The sequence below is a fragment of the Methylosarcina fibrata AML-C10 genome (assembly GCF_000372865.1).
Lineage (GTDB): Bacteria > Pseudomonadota > Gammaproteobacteria > Methylococcales > Methylomonadaceae > Methylosarcina > Methylosarcina fibrata.
Window position 1 is genome coordinate 1,516,580 of the sequence record NZ_KB889965.1, and the last position, 17,941, is coordinate 1,534,520.

The window sequence follows — 17,941 nt, forward strand, 5'->3', positions numbered from 1 at the left end:
ATGTCTTACCTGCCTTCAAATCCGGAGATGGCCACGCTGGCCGAATTATTGGCTCAATATCCCCGAAGCGGCATCCTGTTGTGGAAGCTGTTGGAAAACGTCAAGGCGAGTTTTTCGCCGCAAGACCGCGGGATGGGTGAACTGCTGATCGCCTACATCTCGGGACTCAATCAGTCGGCGTTCTGCTATGAGGTGCATAAGCGTTCAGCCATGCAATTAGGGGTTGAAGCGGTCGTCTTCGGCCAATTAAAAGTCGACATCGACAGGGCGAATATGGAGACGAAATTAAAGCCGATCCTGCAGTTTGTAAAAAAACTGACATTAACCCCGCAGCTGATCTCTCAGGCGGATGTTAAGGCCATTTTTGAGGCAGGGTGGGACGAACGCCGCTTTCTTGACGCAATTTGCCTGTGCGCGGTTGTCAACTGCATGAATCGGCTGGCCATAGGGATTGGCATCGATCAAACAATATCCGACTCGCCAACGCTGTTGTCTGTGACCAGGCTGGTACGGGTCGGCCTCCTTCATTAATTGTTTCTTTTGACTGCGATCAACCGACGAGGTGAAGTCGATGAGCACGCTCCTCCTGTTCTTTTTTAGATTATTGATTATTTCAGCGCCCGTGGTTTTGTTGGTGGGTTTGTTCAAACCCGAATGGCTTAGGTGGCGCAGCAAACAGCCGGACCCCCTGATGACTTTCGTGTTGGCTGCAGGTCTGTTCATGGCGGGTTTTACCGGAGCGAGCAAAACCTACTTTTCCGCCGATGAAGAGGTTGTGGAAGCGGCTAAGGAAGATGTGATACCGGCGGCCGCAGACTATACGGATCGCCTCGCTGCGGCAGGCTGTCAACCTGGCTCTAAACCGGGCCCGGCCGGCGCCAGCGACGAGGAAGAAACAGATGACGGCATTCGTTTTTCGGTCAGGACACCCACCAATTATAAAGATACCATCGCCCATCCTTTACTGGTGGTGTATGCGCCGGCCGGCAGGGATCGGGAAGAAGCCGAAGCATTTACCCATTTGACCCGGGAAGCCACGGCGGCAGGCTTTATTGTCGCGTATGCGGATCACCGCAGGTTATCGCCTGAAGAGGCGGTGCGTCTGGCCCAACTACCCAAAGCGGTTGAAGAAAAATGGTGCATCGACAGTAAGAGGGTTTTTCTGACCGGACACTCCGACGGCGGCACAACCACGATGGCTATCGCCTTTTTCAACGGTACCAAGCATATACCCGCCGCCATCGCACCGAGCGCGGTAGGCATCCGTGGGGATGATCTGACAGACCGCAATTGTGTGAAGCCCATACCGGTCATGCTGATGCACAGCCGCCGCGACAAGCTGTTCCCGAATTATGGAAAAGAAGCGATTGAATGGTGGGCGAACTGCAATAAATGCGCCACCAAAAAGTACAACCTGGAGGACCGCAAATCCTTATCCGGCAAGCCCATGCGCTGGGAAAGCTATTATCGGCACGAACTTGAACAAAAAGCCAAAGATCTGAAAATCGGCCAACCTTTACCCAATACCATTCCCGTCCAAGGCGTAGAAGGGTGCGTGGCTTACAGCGGCTGTAAAGACGGCGTGCAAACCTGGTATTGCGAAGGCAGCGGCCCGCATCCCGAATGGCCGGGTAGGAATAAAGCGATGATCGAGTTTTTCAAAGCCGTGAAAACCGACAGGTGAAACCAATCCCTTCACTCTCATCGTGTTTTCTTCGATTGATGCTTTTGGTAATGAGCAGACGGATAACATTTTATATCGGTCTTCATTTAGATCGGAGGAGCGTGAGGTTATGAAAGATGTTAAAAAATTATTACTGGTGCTGGGTTTGCTGTTTTTATTGATTCAGTTGATTACCCTGTTCTTGGTTGGAACCAAAGGCATTGAGCTATGATCGGTCCATGGCTTGTAATTTTCTACATTATTTGGCGCATCAGTTTTCGACTTTCTTGCTTTGGGTGTAGCGATAGAAAGTGGTTCTGGCAATGCCCAGTGTCTTGCAGATCGCCGCGACACTCTGGCTGGGGTCGTCCCGCAAGGCCTGGGCCATGCGCCGTTTATCTTCACTGAGCAACCTCGGTCGTCCGCCCTGTCTCCCGCGCGCTCTGGCGGCCTTGAGGCCTGCGCGGGTACGCTCCCGGATCAGGGTACGCTCAAACTCCGCCAGGGCCGCGAAGATATGGAAGACCAACTTCCCTCCGCTCGTGGTCGTATCGATGGCTTCGGTGACGCTCTGAAATCCAACGCCCACGGTCTCGAGCTGCTCAACCGTTTCAATCAGGTGCTTGAGCGAGCGGCCAAGCCGGTCCAGCCGCCAAACCACGAGGGTATCGCCAGGGCGCAACGCTTCGAACAGGCGAAGCAGCTCCGGCCGGTCCACTTTGCCGCCGGATTCCTTTTCTTCGTATACGCGCTCGCACCCCGCAAGCCGAAGGGCATCTCGCTGCAGATCGAGGTTCTGATCATCGCTGCTGACCCGTGCATAACCGATTTTCATCGTACAAGTGTACCAGAAGTCAGCACTTTGTCGAGGGTTTAGGCATATTGATAGGGGGACGGATTGTGGAACAGGAAGCGGCTCAAATCAGGCCAATTTTCGTCTTGTTTCAGCCCCGGCTTGCCAGTGTTCCATAAACGAACGTTTTTGGTACGCTAGCCCGTATGCCCGATCACGAGACTCTCTCGGGCCGCCTCAACCGCCTGACGGTTGACGTGCGGCAGTTCGTTGATCATCACGATGCGCTCTGTCTGCGCCAGGAGTCGGCCGAGCAGGCGGAAGTTGCCGCCCGTAATCCGTACGATGGCGGCTGTGGTCTCTTCATCCAACGGCGGAAGACGAACGCCAGGCGGTGTCCAGGGCACTGCCAGAAGAGAACGCACCTCCGTCGCACTGAGTGGACGGAACTCGTGAACAAAACCGATGCGGGAATAGAATTGCGGATAACGTGCCAGGCGTTTCTCTATCCCTGGCATACCGATGAGGATCAGCCCGATTTGGCTGCGGTCGAAGCTATCGCGAAGGGTTTCTAAACCCGCCATCTTCAGCCGATCGGCTTCATCGACCAGCACCAGAGTGGTCGGATCGACAATGGCTTTTTCGCGTTGGACGCAGCGTCGAGCCATCTCGTCGTAAGCCGGCGCCTCTGGCGGCGGCTTCTGCTCACCGAACAGGTTAAACCAGTCTCCGTCTGCAAAATACGCGTCCCTGGCTTCCTCATAGCGGTCCCGCTGTTGGTCAAGCGTTGCCTTATGCTCTCGAAGGACGGGTTCACGGACGATCTGGTAGAGATGATTGCGTGCCTGCGCGAGGCCCGCTTCAATACTCTTGGGGGTACTGGTTACCGATACGGTATAAAGAAGCGTATCCGGTTGGCCTGTAGCGAGGAGTGTCTTTAGTTCTTCGTCCGGGAGGGTATAAACATTTACGTCTCGGATCGTGTCCCACCGGGCGTAATAGCGTGCCGAGAGCGTCTTACCGACGCCGGCAGCCCCATAACACAGCCCCACATAGCGGTAACGTCGGCAGGCTTCGCAGAACTCGGCGAAGCGCCGATATTCCAAGGTCTCAACGAAGTGCGCCGGATCATTCATTAAGGTAGCGGCGCAGGGCGGGCTGTTCGCGCGCTTCTCTGTCAGAAGGCGGGCACTCGGTGTTTGCCGAAGGCGTGCTTTGGCTGCTACCCTGCTTCAGTTCCAGCAAGGTATCAACGGCTTTCTTGCGGTCCTGCAATTGAGTGCGCAACTCATGGCGACGCTGATTCCGCGCCCGCACGACCTCGCGCAACGGGATGGTTTCGCCGGCCAGCTCGGGACAAATGGCCCGGCAAAGGAAACGCCCCTGATGGAAGAGACGCACCTCGGCCACGTCCCGCGGATCATAGCGCAGCATCACCGACTCGCCCACGAAGGCGGCCAGGGTCGTGTCGATATAGCGCAACCCCTGGAAATGAATGCCGTCGGGATGCACCTTGCGTGCTTTGGCTACCGTCAGCAACAGAAGATCCAGTTGCTCCAGTGAATCGGGCAGGCGCGGCAAGAAGCCCTCATGTTCCCAACGCGATTGAGGGGCAATACCCGTTTCGCTGTGCTTCCGGAGATGGTAGTCTCCCAGAATAAAATCCCTCAACTTCGTATCCAATTCCGGCAGCGTCAGCGTCGGCTGACCGCAGAGGCCGCCTTCCGGCGTGTATCCGGGAAGGCCGGACAAAAACATCGAATTGATCACCCCGAAAAAGCGTTCGATGCGGCCTCTGCCGCGGGGTTTGCCGGGCGTCGAGAAAACAAGCTGCATCTTGATGTCCGCCGCGACTTGTTCCAGATGGTGCGAGGTAAAATCGCTGCCGTTGTCGGTATAGAGGACGTCTGGAATGCCGCACACCTGCCATCTCGCCTCCGCTTTGCGCCAGATCGCTTGATGCAGCGCAAGCGCCGTTTGGATCGCCGAGGGCGCTTCGAAAGAGAGGAAGTAACCCGCGATGGCCCGACTGTAATCGTCAATGATCACGGTCAACCACGGCTTGGCGGCCTTTCCCTTCTCGTGCCGGATCAAAATGTCGAGTCGCGTGTGGTCGGCTTGCCAGAGGGCATTAGGTCGTTCGGCTTCGCGGCGATGGACGAGTTCAAAGGCATCGGCATAGGCCTTTGAGCCTTCATGGGCCAGCATGACCAGATCCGCCGGGAGTTGGCGAACAATAGCATAGACGACCGCGTAACTGGGAGGCTCCTCGTTCTGCTGTACAGCAAGTCGATAGACCTGACGATAAAGCGTGGCGATAGGAAGCGGCGGCTTCTGGAGCGCTAAGCCCTCCACAACTTTATGTAGCTGGGGCGAGAGGGAACGCCGGGTACCGCGATCCGTGCGGCCTTTTCGTGCCAACGCAGCGAGTCCAAAGCGGTGATAGAGAGCCACCCAGCGTTGAGCCGTCCGGTAGGGAATGCCCGCGTTGCGGGCCACCAGCGTCAGAGGCACACCTGCCTCCAGATGCGGTTCGAGCATATGAAACCGCGCCAATGCTTTTTGACGATCCTCTTCTGATAAGGTAGACAGTTCGCTCATCGATATCCTGTCCGCTTGGTACAGATAGGCAGTATATGATACGCCAAATAATTCCTAAAGATCCATGCCAAATAATGTAGAAAATTACACCCACCCGTCTCGACGGCGGCCTTGTAACGGTAAAACGTGTCCCGCGATAAGCCCATGGTCTTGCAGGCTTTGGCGACATTGCCGAGTTCTTCGGCCAGATTCAGCAAGCCGATTTTATGTTTGATGATTCTTACGTTATTCTCAAGCATGAGGGTTACCTCTCATGGTGTGATAATAAGCAGACACTTCTATCTCACCAGTAACCCTCGCTCTTTTCAAGCGCGGTGTCCGATCAAATCTGAACTATTCCACATTATGTTCATCATGGTCTCTTTGCTGGCGGCGATGGTGACGTTGAGCGTTCTTTCCGCTTTGTTTTTGGCGTCATCGCTCCATCGGTGGACGGACTTCCAGCTCTTCCTTGAAGCGAGCCAGGATTTCCTGCTGAGCGGCAGCGCTGTCCCGCATCAACCGCTCGTTGATGATGTGCAGAATCAAGATCGGATCGCCTCGGACCACGACGATGCCGTGTTTGACGGCGATTTCCTTGATGGTTTCTTCGATCTTGTCGGCCGCCATCATAGCACCGCCGCATTTTCCAGTTGTCCGAAGAGCTGGGTTCGAACGATCTTGAGGCATCTTGCCGGGTAAGCAGTTGATTAAAGCCGTCGGCTTGATTATCCTTTGCCGGAAACTCTGCCGCAGGCCGGATACGAGCCGGAATTTTCCGACGGCCCGGCGGCACTTCCCTCAACAGTCCGGAAAAAACCATGCCCATACCCGTTACGCCCTTGCTTGCTGCCGACATACTGATCGAACTGATCGACCTGCCGGAACGGCCGTTCATACTGATCGAACGCGCCTATCCGCCGCTGGGCTGGGCCATTCCCGGAGGCTTTGTCGACGTCGGCGAAACCGTGGAACAGGCGGCGGTGCGCGAAGCGAAAGAAGAAGTTTGCCTCGACGTCAGGCTGAAGATTCTGCTGGGCATTTATTCGAATCCGGCTAGAGACCCGCGCAACCATACCGTCACCGCGGTTTATCTGGCCGAAGCGAAAGGGATGCCGAAGGCGGCCGACGACGCCAAGCACTGCGGCATTTTTACGTTCGACACCCTGCCCGGCGAACTGGCCTTCGATCACGCTCAGGTCCTGAAGGACTATGAACATTATCTGGCCACCGGAAACGTCGCGCCTCTGCGCTGACCCTTTCGATATTCTCCGCCCGTAAAAAGGCCGCTCGGCGCGGGGATCGTCCGTTCGGAATTCCCGCAATGTGCGTTAACGTACCGAAAGGTTCGGATTTTGCGCATATTCTCTTAACCGATTGTTCATCATCGATTAGGAGAAAACCATGATTCAAACTAACCAGATCCAACCCGATATGCCTGTGGTCTGTTCCGAAGGCGGCCAATTTGCCACCGTCGATCATATGGAAGGTTCGAATACCATCAAGTTGAAAAAGGATCAGAGCGGCCAGCACCATTATATTCCGTTAAACTGGGTAACTTCGGTCGAAGACGGACAGGTTAACGTAGATCGTCCAGGGAATCAGGCGATGCGCGAATGGTCGGATACGCCGCCGAGCGAAATGCCCCAAGCCTGAGCCCGTTTATCGGCACGGGCTGAACACGGTTTTTAGAGCATTTTCAGTTTCCGTGTACGGCTCCAGCAAGGGCGAATTCACTCGTGCCTTTAGGGTATTCGCCTTCGATGAACCCACCAAGCGAACGAATTCGCCCTTGCAAACGATATGAAAATGCTCTAGATCAATCGAAACGGCGGTTATCCACGTAATAAGAAGGAAGGACGGGATATTGACGGCCGTTGTGTTTTAAACGGTAGATATGCTGACTGGCCGCATTCAGCTTTTTGTTCAATATCCGCTTTTCCTTGCGGCTTAACCAGCCGTCGCTTTTAAAGCGGTTTTCAAGGCGCGCAATTTTATCCTGCTGTCGATCCAGTTTCGCCCACTCCCTCGGCGTGAGCCGGCCGCTCTCGATGCCCTGCGCAATACGCTGCTGCTGTTGGTACTGTCTTTTATCCACACGGTCCGGAGTATTATAATAATGCGACGCATACTGCGGGTAATCACCGTTCGTATGGGCATGGGCCGAAGCCATCGACAATAAGCCGGCAATCAATGCGATTATTGTGTTGTGTTTCACGGTTTTTCTCCACTGTTGAAGTTGACTGTAAAATAGCACCCGTCCGCTGAATTCCCACTGAATAAAACGAATGGACCATGAGAGCATTGACCGCCGACCTGCCTGAAGACCGGAGCAGAATTTATTCTGTCAGCCAGCTTAACCGTGAAACCGGCCTGCTGCTGGGCGAGTATTTCCGGACGATCCGGGTCGAAGGAGAAATATCCAACCTGAGCGCGCCCTCTTCCGGCCATCTGTATTTCTCGCTGAAAGACGCCACCGCGCAAATACGCTGCGCGATGTTTCGCAACCAGCAGCGGAAGCTGGGATTCAGACCGGAAAACGGCAAGCAGGTCATCGTCACCGCGGAAGTCGGCCTGTACGAGCCCCGCGGCGATTATCAATTGATCGTCGAGGCCATAGAAGAAGCCGGCCACGGCCTCCTGCAAAGAGCCTTCGATGCCCTGAAATTGAAACTGTCTCAGGAAGGGCTGTTCGATCCTGCCCGCAAGCAACCCCTCCCCGCCCTGCCCCAAGCCATAGGCATCGTGACGACGCCGACGGGAGCCGCGATCCGGGACATCCTGAGCGTATTGAAACGCCGTTTCGCCGCGATACCGGTGATTATTTATCCCTCCGCCGTACAGGGAGAAAACGCCAAAGTCGAACTGGTCAAAGCCATCGAAGCCGCCAACCGGCACGATCGGTGCGACGTGCTGATTCTGGCGCGCGGCGGCGGATCGCTGGAAGATCTCTGGGCTTTCAACGAAGAAATCGTGGCCCGGGCGATTTTCAACAGCCGGATTCCGGTCATTTCCGGCGTGGGCCACGAAACCGACGTCACCATCGCCGATTTTGCCGCCGACTTCAGGGCCGCCACGCCCACCGCGGCCGCGGAGCACGCCACGCCCGATCAACAGCAATGGCTGGCCCGCTATCAGGCTCTGGAAGGACGGCTTGAGCTGCAACTCAAAAGAAAACTCAGGGAAAAACAGCAATCGCTGGACTGGCTGCACAAACGGCTTCATCAGCAGCATCCGGGACAAAAATTGAACCGCAATAAGCTGCGCATGGAAGAACTGGAATTGAGGCTCGGGCAGGCCATGCAGCGGAAAATGCTGCACCAGCGCAGCGTTCTGGACGCCCGAATCGCCGCCTTATGGCAATTCAATCCGAAGAACGCCCTCAAGAATTACCGGCAGCGGCAACACTATCTAAGCGAAAAACTGACCGCCGCCATGCGCTGCCAACTGGACCGGTTCGGGCAACAACTGGCGAAATCGAGCCGGACCCTGCATGCGGTCAGCCCGCTGGCCACTTTAAATCGGGGGTATGCGCTGGCCGTGCGCCAGCCCGACGGCGCTCTCGTCCGTTCGACCGAGCAACTGGCGGTAGGCGACAGCGTCCGAACCCGCGTCTCCGACGGGCAGTTTACCAGCCGGGTGACGGCCATTGAAAAATGTTCACCGTTTTATGAAACTCCGGATATCACCGGACAGTTTCAAACATTCGTTCGAAACGAGCCGGACATGAACGATCTCGGCAAGTAGCCTCGATGTAACGAAGTGTAATCGAGGAATCGGAGCCGAAAAACCCTCGATTCCGTTTTACTCCACCGAGGCTGCTCGGCCGTCCAACCATTTTATGTTATGAATTTCAAAGAAAAAGAGAGGTTCGCGATGGCTCGTTTCTGGTGTTATCAATGCGTACGGAGCCTGGCAACAGGCGTTCTGGCGGTGGGACTCCTTTTGATGGCGATGCCGATCTCCGCAAAATCGAGGCTCTCCCCCTGGGACGTCTTCGTTGATCAATTCATCGAAAGCTATTTCGTTTTGCACCCGTCTTTCGCAGTCAATGCCGGCCGCCATGAATTCGACGGCAAATTGCCCGGCTGGAGTCCGGCGGATTTGACTAGGGAAATACAGTGGCTGAAAGCCGAACGAAAAAAAGCCGCCCGATACCGGGACGCCAAACTGAAGGCATCCCAACGCTTCGAGCGTCAATACCTGCTCGCGGTAATCGACGAGAAATTGTTCTGGCTGCAAACCGCAGACCAGCCCTACAAAAACCCTTTATTCTATTCCCCGGCCTTGGATCCCAGCGTGTACGTAAGCCGTCCCTATGCTCCGGCCGAACTGCGGCTACAGGCTTTTATCGACTATGCCAAAAACATTCCCAAAGCGGTCGCGCAAATCCGCGCCAATCTGCGGCCGCCTTTTCCTAGGACCTATATCGATCTCGGTAAGACAGTATTCGGCGGTCTCGCCAAGTTCTACGAAAAGGATGCCAAAGCGGCCTTTGCTGCGGTCACCGATCCACAATTGAAGAAAGCACTGGATTCGGCAATTCCCGTGGCGGCCAAGTCGATGCAGGAGTTAACGGCCTGGATGGAGCACCAGCGCGCGCAGGCAACCGACGACTTCGCCCTGGGTGCAGCGCGTTTTCAGCAAATGCTCAAGGCTACGGAAGGCGTCGATTTACCGTTGGCTGTCCTGGAAAAAGCGGGACGCGAGGATCTCCAACGCAATCTCGAAGCGCTCGGTGACGCCTGTAAGCGCTATGCGCCCAATGCCTCGGTTCAAGCTTGCGTAGGAGAGGTTGAATCGCGGAAACCGCCCGAGGGAGCCGTCGCCGAAGCGCGCCGGCAGCTTGTTGCTTTGAAAGCGTTTGTGGCCGAAAAAAATCTTGTCTCGATCGCGTCTCCGGAGGAGGCTGCCGTGGCCGAATCCCCGCCTTTCAACCGTTGGAATTTAGCCTATATCGACATTCCGGGACCCTTCGAACACAAGCTGTCTTCGATCTATTATGTAGCGCCGCCGGACCCGGCCTGGAGCCCGGCCGAACAAGCGGCTTACGTGCCCGGCAAGGCGAATCTGCTTTTTATCTCCGTTCACGAGGTGTGGCCCGGCCATTTTCTGCAAGGATTGCACGCCCATCGGGCGAACTCGAAATTCGGCCAGTTATTCGGCAGTTATGCTTTCTCCGAAGGCTGGGCGCATTATGCGGAAGAGTTGATGTGGGAGGCCGGCTTGAATGCCGAAGATGCCGAAACGCATATCGGTCAATTGATCAACGCGCTGATACGGAATGTTCGTTTTCTCTCGGCAATCGGCCTGCATACCCAGGGAATGACCGTGGCCACTTCCGAAAAGATGTTTCGGGAACTGGCGTTCCGCGATGAAGGCAATGCGCGGCAACAGGCGGCACGCGGCACTTCCGATCCCGCCTATCTCAATTACACCTTGGGTAAATTGATGATTCGTAAACTCCGGGACGACTGGACCGCAACACGAGGCGGACAAACGGCATGGAAGGCTTTTCACGATGCCTTTTTGTCTTACGGTGCTCCGCCGATCCCTTTAGTGCGAAAGACCATGCTAGCCGGCGGCAGCGGATCAGATCTTTGATCCATTTGCAGCGAATTCATCAAGCCGGGACTTTTACGGATGATTACCTGCTATTTCCGCCAGAACTCCGGCAAAAACAGAATAATAATCGAGAAAATCTGCACGCGGCCCAGCAGCATCGCAAAGATGCAGACGCCGGTCTGGTAATCGGTCAGGCTGGCGTAATTCGTCGCCGGGCCGACTTCATTCAGACCGGGACCGGCGTTATTGAAACAGGCGATGATCGCGCTCAAGGCGGTGACGAATTCCATCCCGCTCAGCAAGAGCATGAATATCAGGATGACGATGCAGATAAAATACATGAAGATGAAGCCGGTGACCGACGTCACGATCTCGTTGCCGATGACTTTGTCGCCTATTTTCAGCGATTTCACCGCATTCGGATGAATGAACTTGAACAGTTCCAGCCGCGACTGCTTCAAGAGAATGATCGTACGGATCATCCGGATGCCGCCTCCGGTCGAACCCGAAGACGCCGAAAGGCAGCTCAAAAACAGCATCCACATCGGCACGAAAATCGGCCATTGGCTGAAATCCTGCGTGGCGAAGCCGCAATCGGTCGCGATCGTCACCAGATTAAAGGTGGCGTGACGCAGCGCGGTAAAAAAATCCGGGTACGTGCCTTTCTGCCACAGCACCGAAGCCGCCAGCACGCAACTGCCCAGCACCAGAGCCAGGAAACTGCGTGCTTCCATGTCGACCCTATAGGGCTTGAAGGTGGATTTTCGCAGTGCGACGAAATGCGTGGCGAAGTTGATCGCAGCCACCAGTTGAAAGAAGGTCAACACCATTTCGATCGGCAGCGAATTGAAATAGCCGACGTTCGCGTCATGGGTCGAAAAGCCGCCCAGGCTCATCGCGGCGAACGCGTGACAAATCGCATCGAACCAGCTCATGCCGGCCAATTTGAGTCCGAGAATGCAGGCGATCGAGATGCCGGCATAGACCATCCACAACGCTTTCGCCGTTTGTGCGATTCGCGGGGGCAAATCGGATTCCTTGACCGAGCCCGGCGTTTCGGCGATATACAACTGCATGCCGCCGATGCCCAAAATCGGCAGAATCGCCACCGCGAAAATGATGATGCCCATGCCGGCGATCCAGTTCAGTTCGTGCCGCCACAGATTGATCGACATCGGCAACTGATCGAGACCGGACATCACGGTTGCTCCGGTCGTGGTCAGCCCCGAAACGACTTCGAAATAAGCATCGAGAAAACCCATTTCGGGGAACTGTATCAACAGCGGCAACGTGCAAAAGACCGGCGTCAGGGACCAGGTAATCGCGACCAGCAGGAATCCGGTCTGTCTCGACACTTTTTTGGGAACTTGCCAGGTCGAAAAAAACAGCAACGCCCCGAATAACAGAGTGATTAAAGTGCCATCCCAAAAAGCCTGGGTCGCCCCGTCCTGGGCAATGGCCGAGGTCAACAGGCAGGTTGACATCAAGCCGCTGAACCCCATGACGACCAGACCAAAAATATGGACGATAGTTAAAAAGGCATTCATGAATGTAGATGCAAGGAAAATGAGAATGGTAGACCGGAAAGACGCAACATCGGCATTGGCACAGGAGGCGGCCGGCGAAAATCGAGAGCCTCGAAAGCTCCGCTAAACGCTGTCGACGCCGGCTTTGTGTTTTTTATCGAAAGGCTGAAAGATCCGTTCGATGTTGCTGACCAATTTTTTGTCCATCGCGAACATCACCACGTGATCGCCCTCCTCGAAGATCAGATCGTGGTGTATCGGAACCACTTCCTGGTTGCGGATCAATGCCCCCATGACGATGCCCGACGGAAAATGGATGCTGTCTACCCGTCGTCCGACCACCGAATCGAAATTCTGATCGCTGCTGTAATGGGCGATCGCCTCGATCGCCTCGGCCGTGCCGCCGCATAACGAACAAACCTGGGCCACGTCGCCGCTGCGCACGTGCTTGAGGATGCTGCCCAGGGTTTCCTGATTGGGCATCACGGCGACGTCGATGTCGCTGTCTTTCAATAATTTATTGTAAGATTTATGGTTGAGCAGACAGATGGCCTTGCGCGCGCCCAGGCTTTTCGCCAGCGATGCCGAAATGATGTTGACTCCGTCGTTGTCGGTCACGGCGCAAAACAGATCGGCGCTGCCGATCGATTCGTCGAGCAGCAAGGTCTCATCGGCGCAGTCGCCGACCAATACGACCGTCTTCGCCAGGTCATTGGCGATTTTGTTCGCCCGTTTCGGATCTTTCTCGATGATCTTGACCTGGTGGTCCTGTTCCAGAGCCAGGGCCAGACGCTTGCCGACGTGACCGCCGCCGGCGATGATCACCCGTTTTATCGGCGCTTCGAGTTTATGCAGCGCTTTCAAGACCCGCCGGACTTCTTCGCGCGGCGCCACTAGAAACACTTCGTCGCCCGCCTCGATCACGGCGGAGCCGTTGACGATCAACGGTTTGCCGCTGCGGAAAATGGCCACGACGCGAATTTTGGCGTCGGCCAGGCGTTCTTTGATCGACCGGATCTTTTTGCCGGTCAGAAAGCCGTAGGACGTCACTTTCACCGAAAACAAGCGGACCAGGCCGCCGGCGAAATCGGAAATGTGCTGAACTCCCGGAAATTCGACCAGCTTGTGAATGGCTTCCATGACGATCTGCTCCGGGCTGATAACGAAATCGACCGGAATGCCCTTGGGTCCGAACAGATCGGGATTTTTCAGATAATCGATGGCCCGCACCCTGGCTATCGTCTTGGGACGGCTGTACAAGGCATTGATGATCATGCAGGCCAGCATGTTGGTTTCATCGCTGTCGGTTACCGCGATGACGATGTCGGTATCATGGACTCCGGCCTGCTCGAGCACGCTCGGATGCGCCGCATTCCCGGCCAGCGTGCCGATGTCGAAGCGCTGTTTCAACCCATCCAGGAGTTCCGGCTTGAAATCGATGACCATGATGTCGTTCTCTTCGCTCGCCAAGGCCTCGGCAACCGCCGAACCGGTAACGCCCGCACCCAGAATAAGTATTTTCATTAAAACAAAGGCCGCATTAAAGAAAAAAAGAAAACCGTGCCACTTTATCGCCGGCAAATCGTAATATTCTAACCTAAAAGAAAAAATCCACAAATCAGGAAAAAGGCGGCCTTATCACCTATCACTTCGTTCAATGAGTTAGCGCCCTATGCCGGATGCTCTTCGCTTATCCGGCCTACGAAGTAATCCGTGCCGGAACGGCAAAGCCTTATGACTTGGCGCGTCTTCATTTTTTTATTACAAAAATCAAACGTCGAAAACAAGTGGAAATGGCGAATAGTCCGTGGCGCCGACTATAATTGCAGTTTTCCATAATGTTTCTTCCCGCTCCGGAGAATTCCATGAAGCAGTATAAAGTTGTGATTTATCAGGAAGGCCTGCTCGGCTCGCTTTTGCTGGGCTCATCCAAGGTCGATCCGATCAAGTTTTCGGAATTTTTGAACGCGAACGCCAAACAAGGCTGGCGCGTGGTCACCATGGAGAAAGACATCCGGAGAATGCTGCTGCTGTGGAGCCGCGAGGCCTATCTGGTCATTATGGAGCGGGACCAATGAGAATCGGCGCCTTCATTTGCCTGGCCATCTTTGTGGCCTGGGTATTCATGGCCTTGCTCCAGTTGTGGTTCGGTTTAATGAGCGGGGCAATGTTCTGGAAACTGACGATCACGGCGGGCGCGCTTTTCATCGTCGTGCTCGGAATCGCACTGGTGGCGCGCGAATATCTGACCGAAAAAAAATTGAAGGACGGCGGCTACATCGACAGTTAGCGGCTTTTGCCGGAAGACGCCTCTTCGCACGACAAGGGACGGCCGGGCGCCGTCGATGGTCCAGGATCAGTAATGCGGAGGAATTTCCGGAGCGGACGGCTCCGCGCTCCCGATTTCGGCGGATAGGCTTTTGATCCGCTCGTTCAGCAGATGGCAGGTGGCTTCCAGGCGGTCGATCTGCTGCTGTTGCCGGCTGACGGTCTCGTTCAACGCCTGCAGCAGATCGTCCTGATAAGCAGCCTTGATTTCCAGCTCGATGATGCGTTCGTCGCTCATGGTAATCGAATCCTCAACGTTTAAATAACCTTGGAAAACTGCTGTTGTTTTTGCGCCAGATAACGGTCGAAAACCATGCAGATGTTACGGATTAAAAGACGCCCCGCCGGCGACACCGAAATGCCGTCGGCCGACAAAAGCAACAGACCGTCGGCCTGCATCGGCTTTAAAGCTTCGAGTTCTTTGGCGAAGTAATCGGCAAAGCCCAGCGAAAACCGTTGTTCGATCATGGCAAAATCCAGAGCAAAATGGCAGATCAACTGCGTGATCACCGCGCGGCGAATCTTGTCGTCGGCATCCAGATCGACGCCCTTGAACACCGGCAGTTTGTGGTGAGCGATCAGCCTGGCGTAGGAATCCAGGTCCTTGACGTTCTGGATGTAGGCATCCCCGACCCGGCCGATCGACGTGATGCCGAGACCGATCAGGTCGCAGTCCGAATGGGTCGAATAGCCCTGAAAATTCCGGTACAGCTTGCCTTCGCGCTGAGCGACAGCGAGCTCGTCTTCAGGCTTGGCGAAATGATCCATACCGATATAGACGTAGCCGGCCTCGGTCAGCCTGAGTCCGACCATTTGCAGAATCGCCAGCTTGACCTCCGGCGAAGGCAGATCGGCGTCATTGATCTGCCGCTGGGTTTTGAAGCGCGCCGGCATGTGCGCATAATTGAAGACCGAAAGCCGGTCGGGCTCAGCCTCGATAATTTTATCGAGCGTTTGTGCAAAACTTGTCACCGTCTGCAGCGGCAAACCGTAGATCAGATCGATGTTGGTCGAGCGGAAGCCCTCGCTGCGGGCGGATTCCAGCACGGCGAACGTCTGCGCCTCGCTCTGCAGACGATTGACGGCCTTCTGCACGCGGGGATCGAAGTCCTGCACGCCCAGGCTGATGCGGTTGAAACCGAGGCGGCGCAGCAAATGGATCGTATGCGCATGAGTTTCCCTGGGATCGACTTCGATCGAATATTCGCCGGCATCGTCGTCCCTCAAACGAAAGTGCTCCCGAGTCGTCTGCATCAGCCTGGTCATCTGCGCGTCGTTTAAAAAGGTCGGCGTGCCTCCGCCCCAATGCAGTTGATTCACCACCCGGCTCGAATCGAACAGCGCGCCCTGCATCGCGATTTCCCTGCACAGATTGTCCAGATAGGGTTCGGCGTGGCCGCGGTTTTTGGTAACGATTTTGTTACAGGCGCAATAAAAGCAGACGGTGTCGCAAAAAGGAAGATGCACGTACAGCGACAAGGGGCCGCCGGCGGCGTTGGATTTGGCGATATGCCAGCGGTAATCGGTATCGCCGAAGCCTTCGTGCAGCTCGAGCGCGGTCGGGTAAGAGGTATAACGCGGGCCGGCTTTGTCGTAGCGATTGATCAGCTCGGCATCGAAGATGATTGATTGATCCATGAGGTTGCGGGAAAAAATGGAACGGTAAGGAAGGATCGGCCGACCAACCGACCGAAAAATAACCCTTGAAAATTGACGTTATTGTATCGTCAGTACCCGCTCGTCGTCCATTTCGAATACTCTAACACATGAATTTAGCCGCACGATACCTCCGACTCAACCGCGTCAAAAAGCTCCGATAAACACCCGGCCGATCGTTCCGTCCCCAATGACCACGGTTTTACGGCCCGGTCCAGCAACCTCGGAACATTCCTGATTAACGCAGAGGTCCGGCGCGGGCTTTTCACCGGTCGGCTTCGGCAATTCCCGGCTGACTTCGAAAGGCGATTCCACCCTATAAACCCGTTTCTGCGGCGCCGGATATTGCATCCCTTTTCCGGTTGACTCCGCTGTTTTCAAGAAAGGACCGCCGCAGTGGCAATCGTATAGAATCGAACGCTGAATCAGGCGCAGGCGCATGTCCAGCAGATTCAACTGACTGAGTTTGTTATTCAATTGTCCCAGAATAAAAAGCGGAACTCCAATCGCAACACCCAGGACAACGGCCATCACAACATGTCTGGCATTCATATTTTTATCCTTGAAGGACGATGCATTATCCGGATAAGCTTGAATATAGGGACTTCCGAATTCCTCACTGAATCACGGCCGAGATCGGCGCAACATCCGCTTCAATCATCCGTTTTCATTTGCCGATTTCGAGCGGCCGGCTCAGGCATTTTTTATTTTTGGGCAAGACGACGGTCAGCACTTCCGCTTTGAGAGAAGCAGTTACACGATCGTTGCCCGCATGATCCGGTAAAAACAGGATCTGACCGGGCAATGCAACGGTACGCTTGAATTCATCCCCCGTCCGGTCCGGATTCAACGTCTCTTGCGCAAGACTTTTCCTGCGACGGATGCCCCGGATCGTGATCGCCCGAGTGCTGATCGACACATACAGATCGGCGATATCGACGCCGGGCAGCGCTGCCCTGACTTCGATGTCCTGATCGTGGTCGGTAACATGGATGATGGGAAATTCGCTATCCGAATCTTCGGTGACGGCCCAGTCTATGAAAGAAGGCCAAATGCGGGATAAAATATCGTCAAAGGAACTGTCCGGTTCTTCATCCGGAGGCTCGTTATCGTCCGTCATGGGAAGAGCCTCGGCACCGCTTCTCTTCGTTTGTTTTTCATCGGAATTCATGATTTTCAGCCCGCGCATCGTCGACTCCATCCGATATTTACGAAAAAAAACCAATGCCGTCAGGTACGGCGAATATATTTTTCCCCCATCAAAAAGCCAGGATTGAGATGAATCACAAGTAATTTATCATTATTATTATCCTTCTCCATTCTCATCCCTACCGCCCTCCAACCGAAGGTATAGTTCTTAACCTGACGACACTGGGTTATTTGAAAAAACCCGAATGCCGAAGATAAAACGAGCAGCCGCACCCATGCGCTTCACTTTGTTCGGCACATCCTATCCTAGAGTTCCGGATAGAAAATTATTTTTGACCGTATCCTAAAGACGGGCACTGTCGGAAGGTCGTCCTCGAGTAAAATCGATTTCCTGCGCCGCCTCGAACCAGTCGGCCAGTTCATAGCCGGGTTCGAATCCTCTTTTTTCCGCCTTGAAATAAGCCAGCTCGGCAATTCGGGCCTCGCGGTCGTCGGCGGCATTCAAGGTTTCTTGCTGAGCCTCGGGCTCGTTTTCAATAGGAAAGGATTCGGAAACTTTGCTTTCTTCCGGAGCCGGACCGGTTTCCGTTCTCAATTTTTTAACGGTTGCAGCAGCCATTTTCCATACCTCATTTGCATAAAGTCATAGGGGATTGCCGCGAATTCACTTTCATTTCCAAT

Annotated in this window: 21 protein-coding genes and 1 pseudogene; 8 read left to right on the forward strand and 14 right to left on the reverse strand. The window is 54.9% G+C overall.

All coding sequences use genetic code 11. The annotated features are described in order from the left end of the window. Positions 1–531: a carboxymuconolactone decarboxylase family protein gene (locus A3OW_RS0107275; protein WP_026223395.1), complete on the forward strand. Its 531-nt coding sequence runs from the start codon at positions 1–3 to the stop codon at positions 529–531. A 40-nt stretch (positions 532–571) separates the two neighbouring features. Then, the gene (locus A3OW_RS0107280; RefSeq protein WP_020562771.1) at positions 572–1,684 is read left to right on the forward strand and encodes an alpha/beta hydrolase family esterase; all 1,113 of its coding nucleotides are present in this window, start codon (positions 572–574) and stop codon (positions 1,682–1,684) included. Positions 1,685–1,934: 250 nt separating this feature from the next. Here A3OW_RS0107280 and A3OW_RS0107290 read toward each other — a convergent pair whose 3' ends face one another. The 6 genes and pseudogenes from A3OW_RS0107290 to A3OW_RS25915 all read right to left on the reverse strand — a co-directional run bounded on the left by A3OW_RS0107290 (position 1,935) and on the right by A3OW_RS25915 (position 5,669). Further along, complete coding sequence (locus A3OW_RS0107290; RefSeq protein WP_020562773.1) at positions 1,935–2,498, reverse strand: recombinase family protein; 564 nt, start codon at positions 2,496–2,498, stop codon at positions 1,935–1,937. Positions 2,499–2,653: 155 nt separating this feature from the next. Next, positions 2,654–3,592, reverse strand: a complete 939-nt coding sequence (locus A3OW_RS0107295; RefSeq protein ID WP_020562774.1) for an AAA family ATPase — start codon at positions 3,590–3,592, stop codon at positions 2,654–2,656. Beyond that, the gene (locus A3OW_RS0107300) at positions 3,585–5,057 is read right to left on the reverse strand and encodes a Mu transposase C-terminal domain-containing protein (RefSeq protein ID WP_020562775.1); all 1,473 of its coding nucleotides are present in this window, start codon (positions 5,055–5,057) and stop codon (positions 3,585–3,587) included. Before A3OW_RS0107300 ends, A3OW_RS0107295 begins: the two co-directional genes overlap by 8 nt. Positions 5,058–5,134: 77 nt before the next feature. Beyond that, a pseudogene (locus A3OW_RS27000) lies at positions 5,135–5,296 on the reverse strand (helix-turn-helix domain-containing protein); the annotation flags it as partial. A 66-nt stretch (positions 5,297–5,362) separates the two neighbouring features. Beyond that, positions 5,363–5,542, reverse strand: coding sequence for a hypothetical protein (locus tag A3OW_RS29225; RefSeq protein WP_456297480.1), 180 nt, complete (start codon positions 5,540–5,542; stop codon positions 5,363–5,365). Then, positions 5,472–5,669, reverse strand: coding sequence for a hypothetical protein (locus tag A3OW_RS25915; RefSeq protein WP_456297476.1), 198 nt, complete (start codon positions 5,667–5,669; stop codon positions 5,472–5,474). The genes A3OW_RS29225 and A3OW_RS25915 overlap by 71 nt, the downstream gene beginning before the upstream one ends. 188 nt (positions 5,670–5,857) lie before the next feature. Between A3OW_RS25915 and A3OW_RS0107315 the strand changes: the two genes are divergently transcribed. Both A3OW_RS0107315 and A3OW_RS0107320 read left to right on the forward strand, forming a co-directional pair. Further along, a complete protein-coding gene (locus A3OW_RS0107315) occupies positions 5,858–6,292 on the forward strand; it encodes an NUDIX domain-containing protein (protein ID WP_020562777.1) in 435 nt (144 codons plus the stop codon). A gap of 148 nt (positions 6,293–6,440) precedes the next feature. Then, the gene (locus A3OW_RS0107320) at positions 6,441–6,692 is read left to right on the forward strand and encodes a DUF2171 domain-containing protein (protein WP_020562778.1); all 252 of its coding nucleotides are present in this window, start codon (positions 6,441–6,443) and stop codon (positions 6,690–6,692) included. Positions 6,693–6,855: 163 nt separating this feature from the next. Here A3OW_RS0107320 and A3OW_RS24340 read toward each other — a convergent pair whose 3' ends face one another. Beyond that, positions 6,856–7,254, reverse strand: coding sequence for a hypothetical protein (locus A3OW_RS24340; protein WP_157385819.1), 399 nt, complete (start codon positions 7,252–7,254; stop codon positions 6,856–6,858). Positions 7,255–7,331: 77 nt separating this feature from the next. Here A3OW_RS24340 and xseA point away from each other — a divergent pair, with 77 nt between their 5' ends. After that, a complete protein-coding gene (gene xseA, locus A3OW_RS0107330) occupies positions 7,332–8,783 on the forward strand; it encodes an exodeoxyribonuclease VII large subunit (protein WP_020562780.1) in 1,452 nt (483 codons plus the stop codon). A gap of 129 nt (positions 8,784–8,912) precedes the next feature. After that, a complete protein-coding gene (locus tag A3OW_RS0107335) occupies positions 8,913–10,640 on the forward strand; it encodes a DUF885 domain-containing protein (RefSeq protein WP_157385820.1) in 1,728 nt (575 codons plus the stop codon). Positions 10,641–10,690: 50 nt separating this feature from the next. On the opposite strand, the gene A3OW_RS0107340 is transcribed toward A3OW_RS0107335, so the two are convergent. Both A3OW_RS0107340 and trkA read right to left on the reverse strand, forming a co-directional pair. Beyond that, positions 10,691–12,148 carry a TrkH family potassium uptake protein gene (locus A3OW_RS0107340; RefSeq protein ID WP_020562782.1) on the reverse strand — a complete coding sequence of 486 codons (1,458 nt, stop codon included), beginning with the start codon at positions 12,146–12,148 and terminating at the stop codon, positions 10,691–10,693. A 102-nt stretch (positions 12,149–12,250) separates the two neighbouring features. After that, complete coding sequence (gene trkA, locus A3OW_RS24345; RefSeq protein ID WP_033412240.1) at positions 12,251–13,651, reverse strand: Trk system potassium transporter TrkA; 1,401 nt, start codon at positions 13,649–13,651, stop codon at positions 12,251–12,253. A gap of 341 nt (positions 13,652–13,992) precedes the next feature. Here trkA and A3OW_RS0107350 point away from each other — a divergent pair, with 341 nt between their 5' ends. Both A3OW_RS0107350 and A3OW_RS0107355 read left to right on the forward strand, forming a co-directional pair. Further along, positions 13,993–14,205: a DUF4177 domain-containing protein gene (locus A3OW_RS0107350; protein ID WP_020562784.1), complete on the forward strand. Its 213-nt coding sequence runs from the start codon at positions 13,993–13,995 to the stop codon at positions 14,203–14,205. Continuing rightward, positions 14,202–14,417: a hypothetical protein gene (locus A3OW_RS0107355; RefSeq protein WP_020562785.1), complete on the forward strand. Its 216-nt coding sequence runs from the start codon at positions 14,202–14,204 to the stop codon at positions 14,415–14,417. The genes A3OW_RS0107350 and A3OW_RS0107355 overlap by 4 nt, the downstream gene beginning before the upstream one ends. Before the next feature lie 66 nt (positions 14,418–14,483). On the opposite strand, the gene A3OW_RS0107360 is transcribed toward A3OW_RS0107355, so the two are convergent. The 5 genes from A3OW_RS0107360 to A3OW_RS24350 all read right to left on the reverse strand — a co-directional run bounded on the left by A3OW_RS0107360 (position 14,484) and on the right by A3OW_RS24350 (position 17,879). Then, positions 14,484–14,693, reverse strand: coding sequence for a SlyX family protein (locus tag A3OW_RS0107360; protein WP_020562786.1), 210 nt, complete (start codon positions 14,691–14,693; stop codon positions 14,484–14,486). A gap of 20 nt (positions 14,694–14,713) precedes the next feature. Further along, complete coding sequence (hemN, locus tag A3OW_RS0107365; protein ID WP_020562787.1) at positions 14,714–16,093, reverse strand: oxygen-independent coproporphyrinogen III oxidase; 1,380 nt, start codon at positions 16,091–16,093, stop codon at positions 14,714–14,716. A gap of 165 nt (positions 16,094–16,258) precedes the next feature. Next, entirely contained in the window at positions 16,259–16,663 is a 405-nt protein-coding gene (locus tag A3OW_RS0107370; protein WP_020562788.1) for a hypothetical protein, read from the reverse strand. Positions 16,664–16,778: 115 nt separating this feature from the next. Then, positions 16,779–17,300 carry an Hsp20/alpha crystallin family protein gene (locus A3OW_RS0107375; protein WP_033411620.1) on the reverse strand — a complete coding sequence of 174 codons (522 nt, stop codon included), beginning with the start codon at positions 17,298–17,300 and terminating at the stop codon, positions 16,779–16,781. Between the two features lie 303 nt (positions 17,301–17,603). Next, positions 17,604–17,879: a DUF2934 domain-containing protein gene (locus tag A3OW_RS24350; protein ID WP_020562790.1), complete on the reverse strand. Its 276-nt coding sequence runs from the start codon at positions 17,877–17,879 to the stop codon at positions 17,604–17,606. Between the last annotated feature and the right edge of the window lie 62 nt (positions 17,880–17,941).

Coding starts and splice junctions, on each gene's coding strand:
- trkA (WP_033412240.1), bottom strand. CDS start 13,651: ATGAAAATACTTATTCTGGGTGCGGGCGTTACCGGTTCGGCGGTTGCC.
- A3OW_RS0107370 (WP_020562788.1), bottom strand. CDS start 16,663: ATGAATGCCAGACATGTTGTGATGGCCGTTGTCCTGGGTGTTGCGATT.
- A3OW_RS0107340 (WP_020562782.1), bottom strand. CDS start 12,148: ATGAATGCCTTTTTAACTATCGTCCATATTTTTGGTCTGGTCGTCATG.
- A3OW_RS0107375 (WP_033411620.1), bottom strand. CDS start 17,300: ATGCGCGGGCTGAAAATCATGAATTCCGATGAAAAACAAACGAAGAGA.
- A3OW_RS0107335 (WP_157385820.1), top strand. CDS start 8,913: ATGGCTCGTTTCTGGTGTTATCAATGCGTACGGAGCCTGGCAACAGGC.
- hemN (WP_020562787.1), bottom strand. CDS start 16,093: ATGGATCAATCAATCATCTTCGATGCCGAGCTGATCAATCGCTACGAC.
- A3OW_RS0107275 (WP_026223395.1), top strand. CDS start 1: ATGTCTTACCTGCCTTCAAATCCGGAGATGGCCACGCTGGCCGAATTA.
- A3OW_RS25915 (WP_456297476.1), bottom strand. CDS start 5,669: ATGATGGCGGCCGACAAGATCGAAGAAACCATCAAGGAAATCGCCGTC.
- A3OW_RS0107295 (WP_020562774.1), bottom strand. CDS start 3,592: ATGAATGATCCGGCGCACTTCGTTGAGACCTTGGAATATCGGCGCTTC.
- A3OW_RS24350 (WP_020562790.1), bottom strand. CDS start 17,879: ATGGCTGCTGCAACCGTTAAAAAATTGAGAACGGAAACCGGTCCGGCT.
- A3OW_RS0107355 (WP_020562785.1), top strand. CDS start 14,202: ATGAGAATCGGCGCCTTCATTTGCCTGGCCATCTTTGTGGCCTGGGTA.
- A3OW_RS0107300 (WP_020562775.1), bottom strand. CDS start 5,057: ATGAGCGAACTGTCTACCTTATCAGAAGAGGATCGTCAAAAAGCATTG.
- A3OW_RS0107360 (WP_020562786.1), bottom strand. CDS start 14,693: ATGAGCGACGAACGCATCATCGAGCTGGAAATCAAGGCTGCTTATCAG.
- A3OW_RS0107280 (WP_020562771.1), top strand. CDS start 572: ATGAGCACGCTCCTCCTGTTCTTTTTTAGATTATTGATTATTTCAGCG.
- A3OW_RS0107315 (WP_020562777.1), top strand. CDS start 5,858: ATGCCCATACCCGTTACGCCCTTGCTTGCTGCCGACATACTGATCGAA.
- xseA (WP_020562780.1), top strand. CDS start 7,332: ATGAGAGCATTGACCGCCGACCTGCCTGAAGACCGGAGCAGAATTTAT.
- A3OW_RS0107320 (WP_020562778.1), top strand. CDS start 6,441: ATGATTCAAACTAACCAGATCCAACCCGATATGCCTGTGGTCTGTTCC.
- A3OW_RS0107290 (WP_020562773.1), bottom strand. CDS start 2,498: ATGAAAATCGGTTATGCACGGGTCAGCAGCGATGATCAGAACCTCGAT.
- A3OW_RS0107350 (WP_020562784.1), top strand. CDS start 13,993: ATGAAGCAGTATAAAGTTGTGATTTATCAGGAAGGCCTGCTCGGCTCG.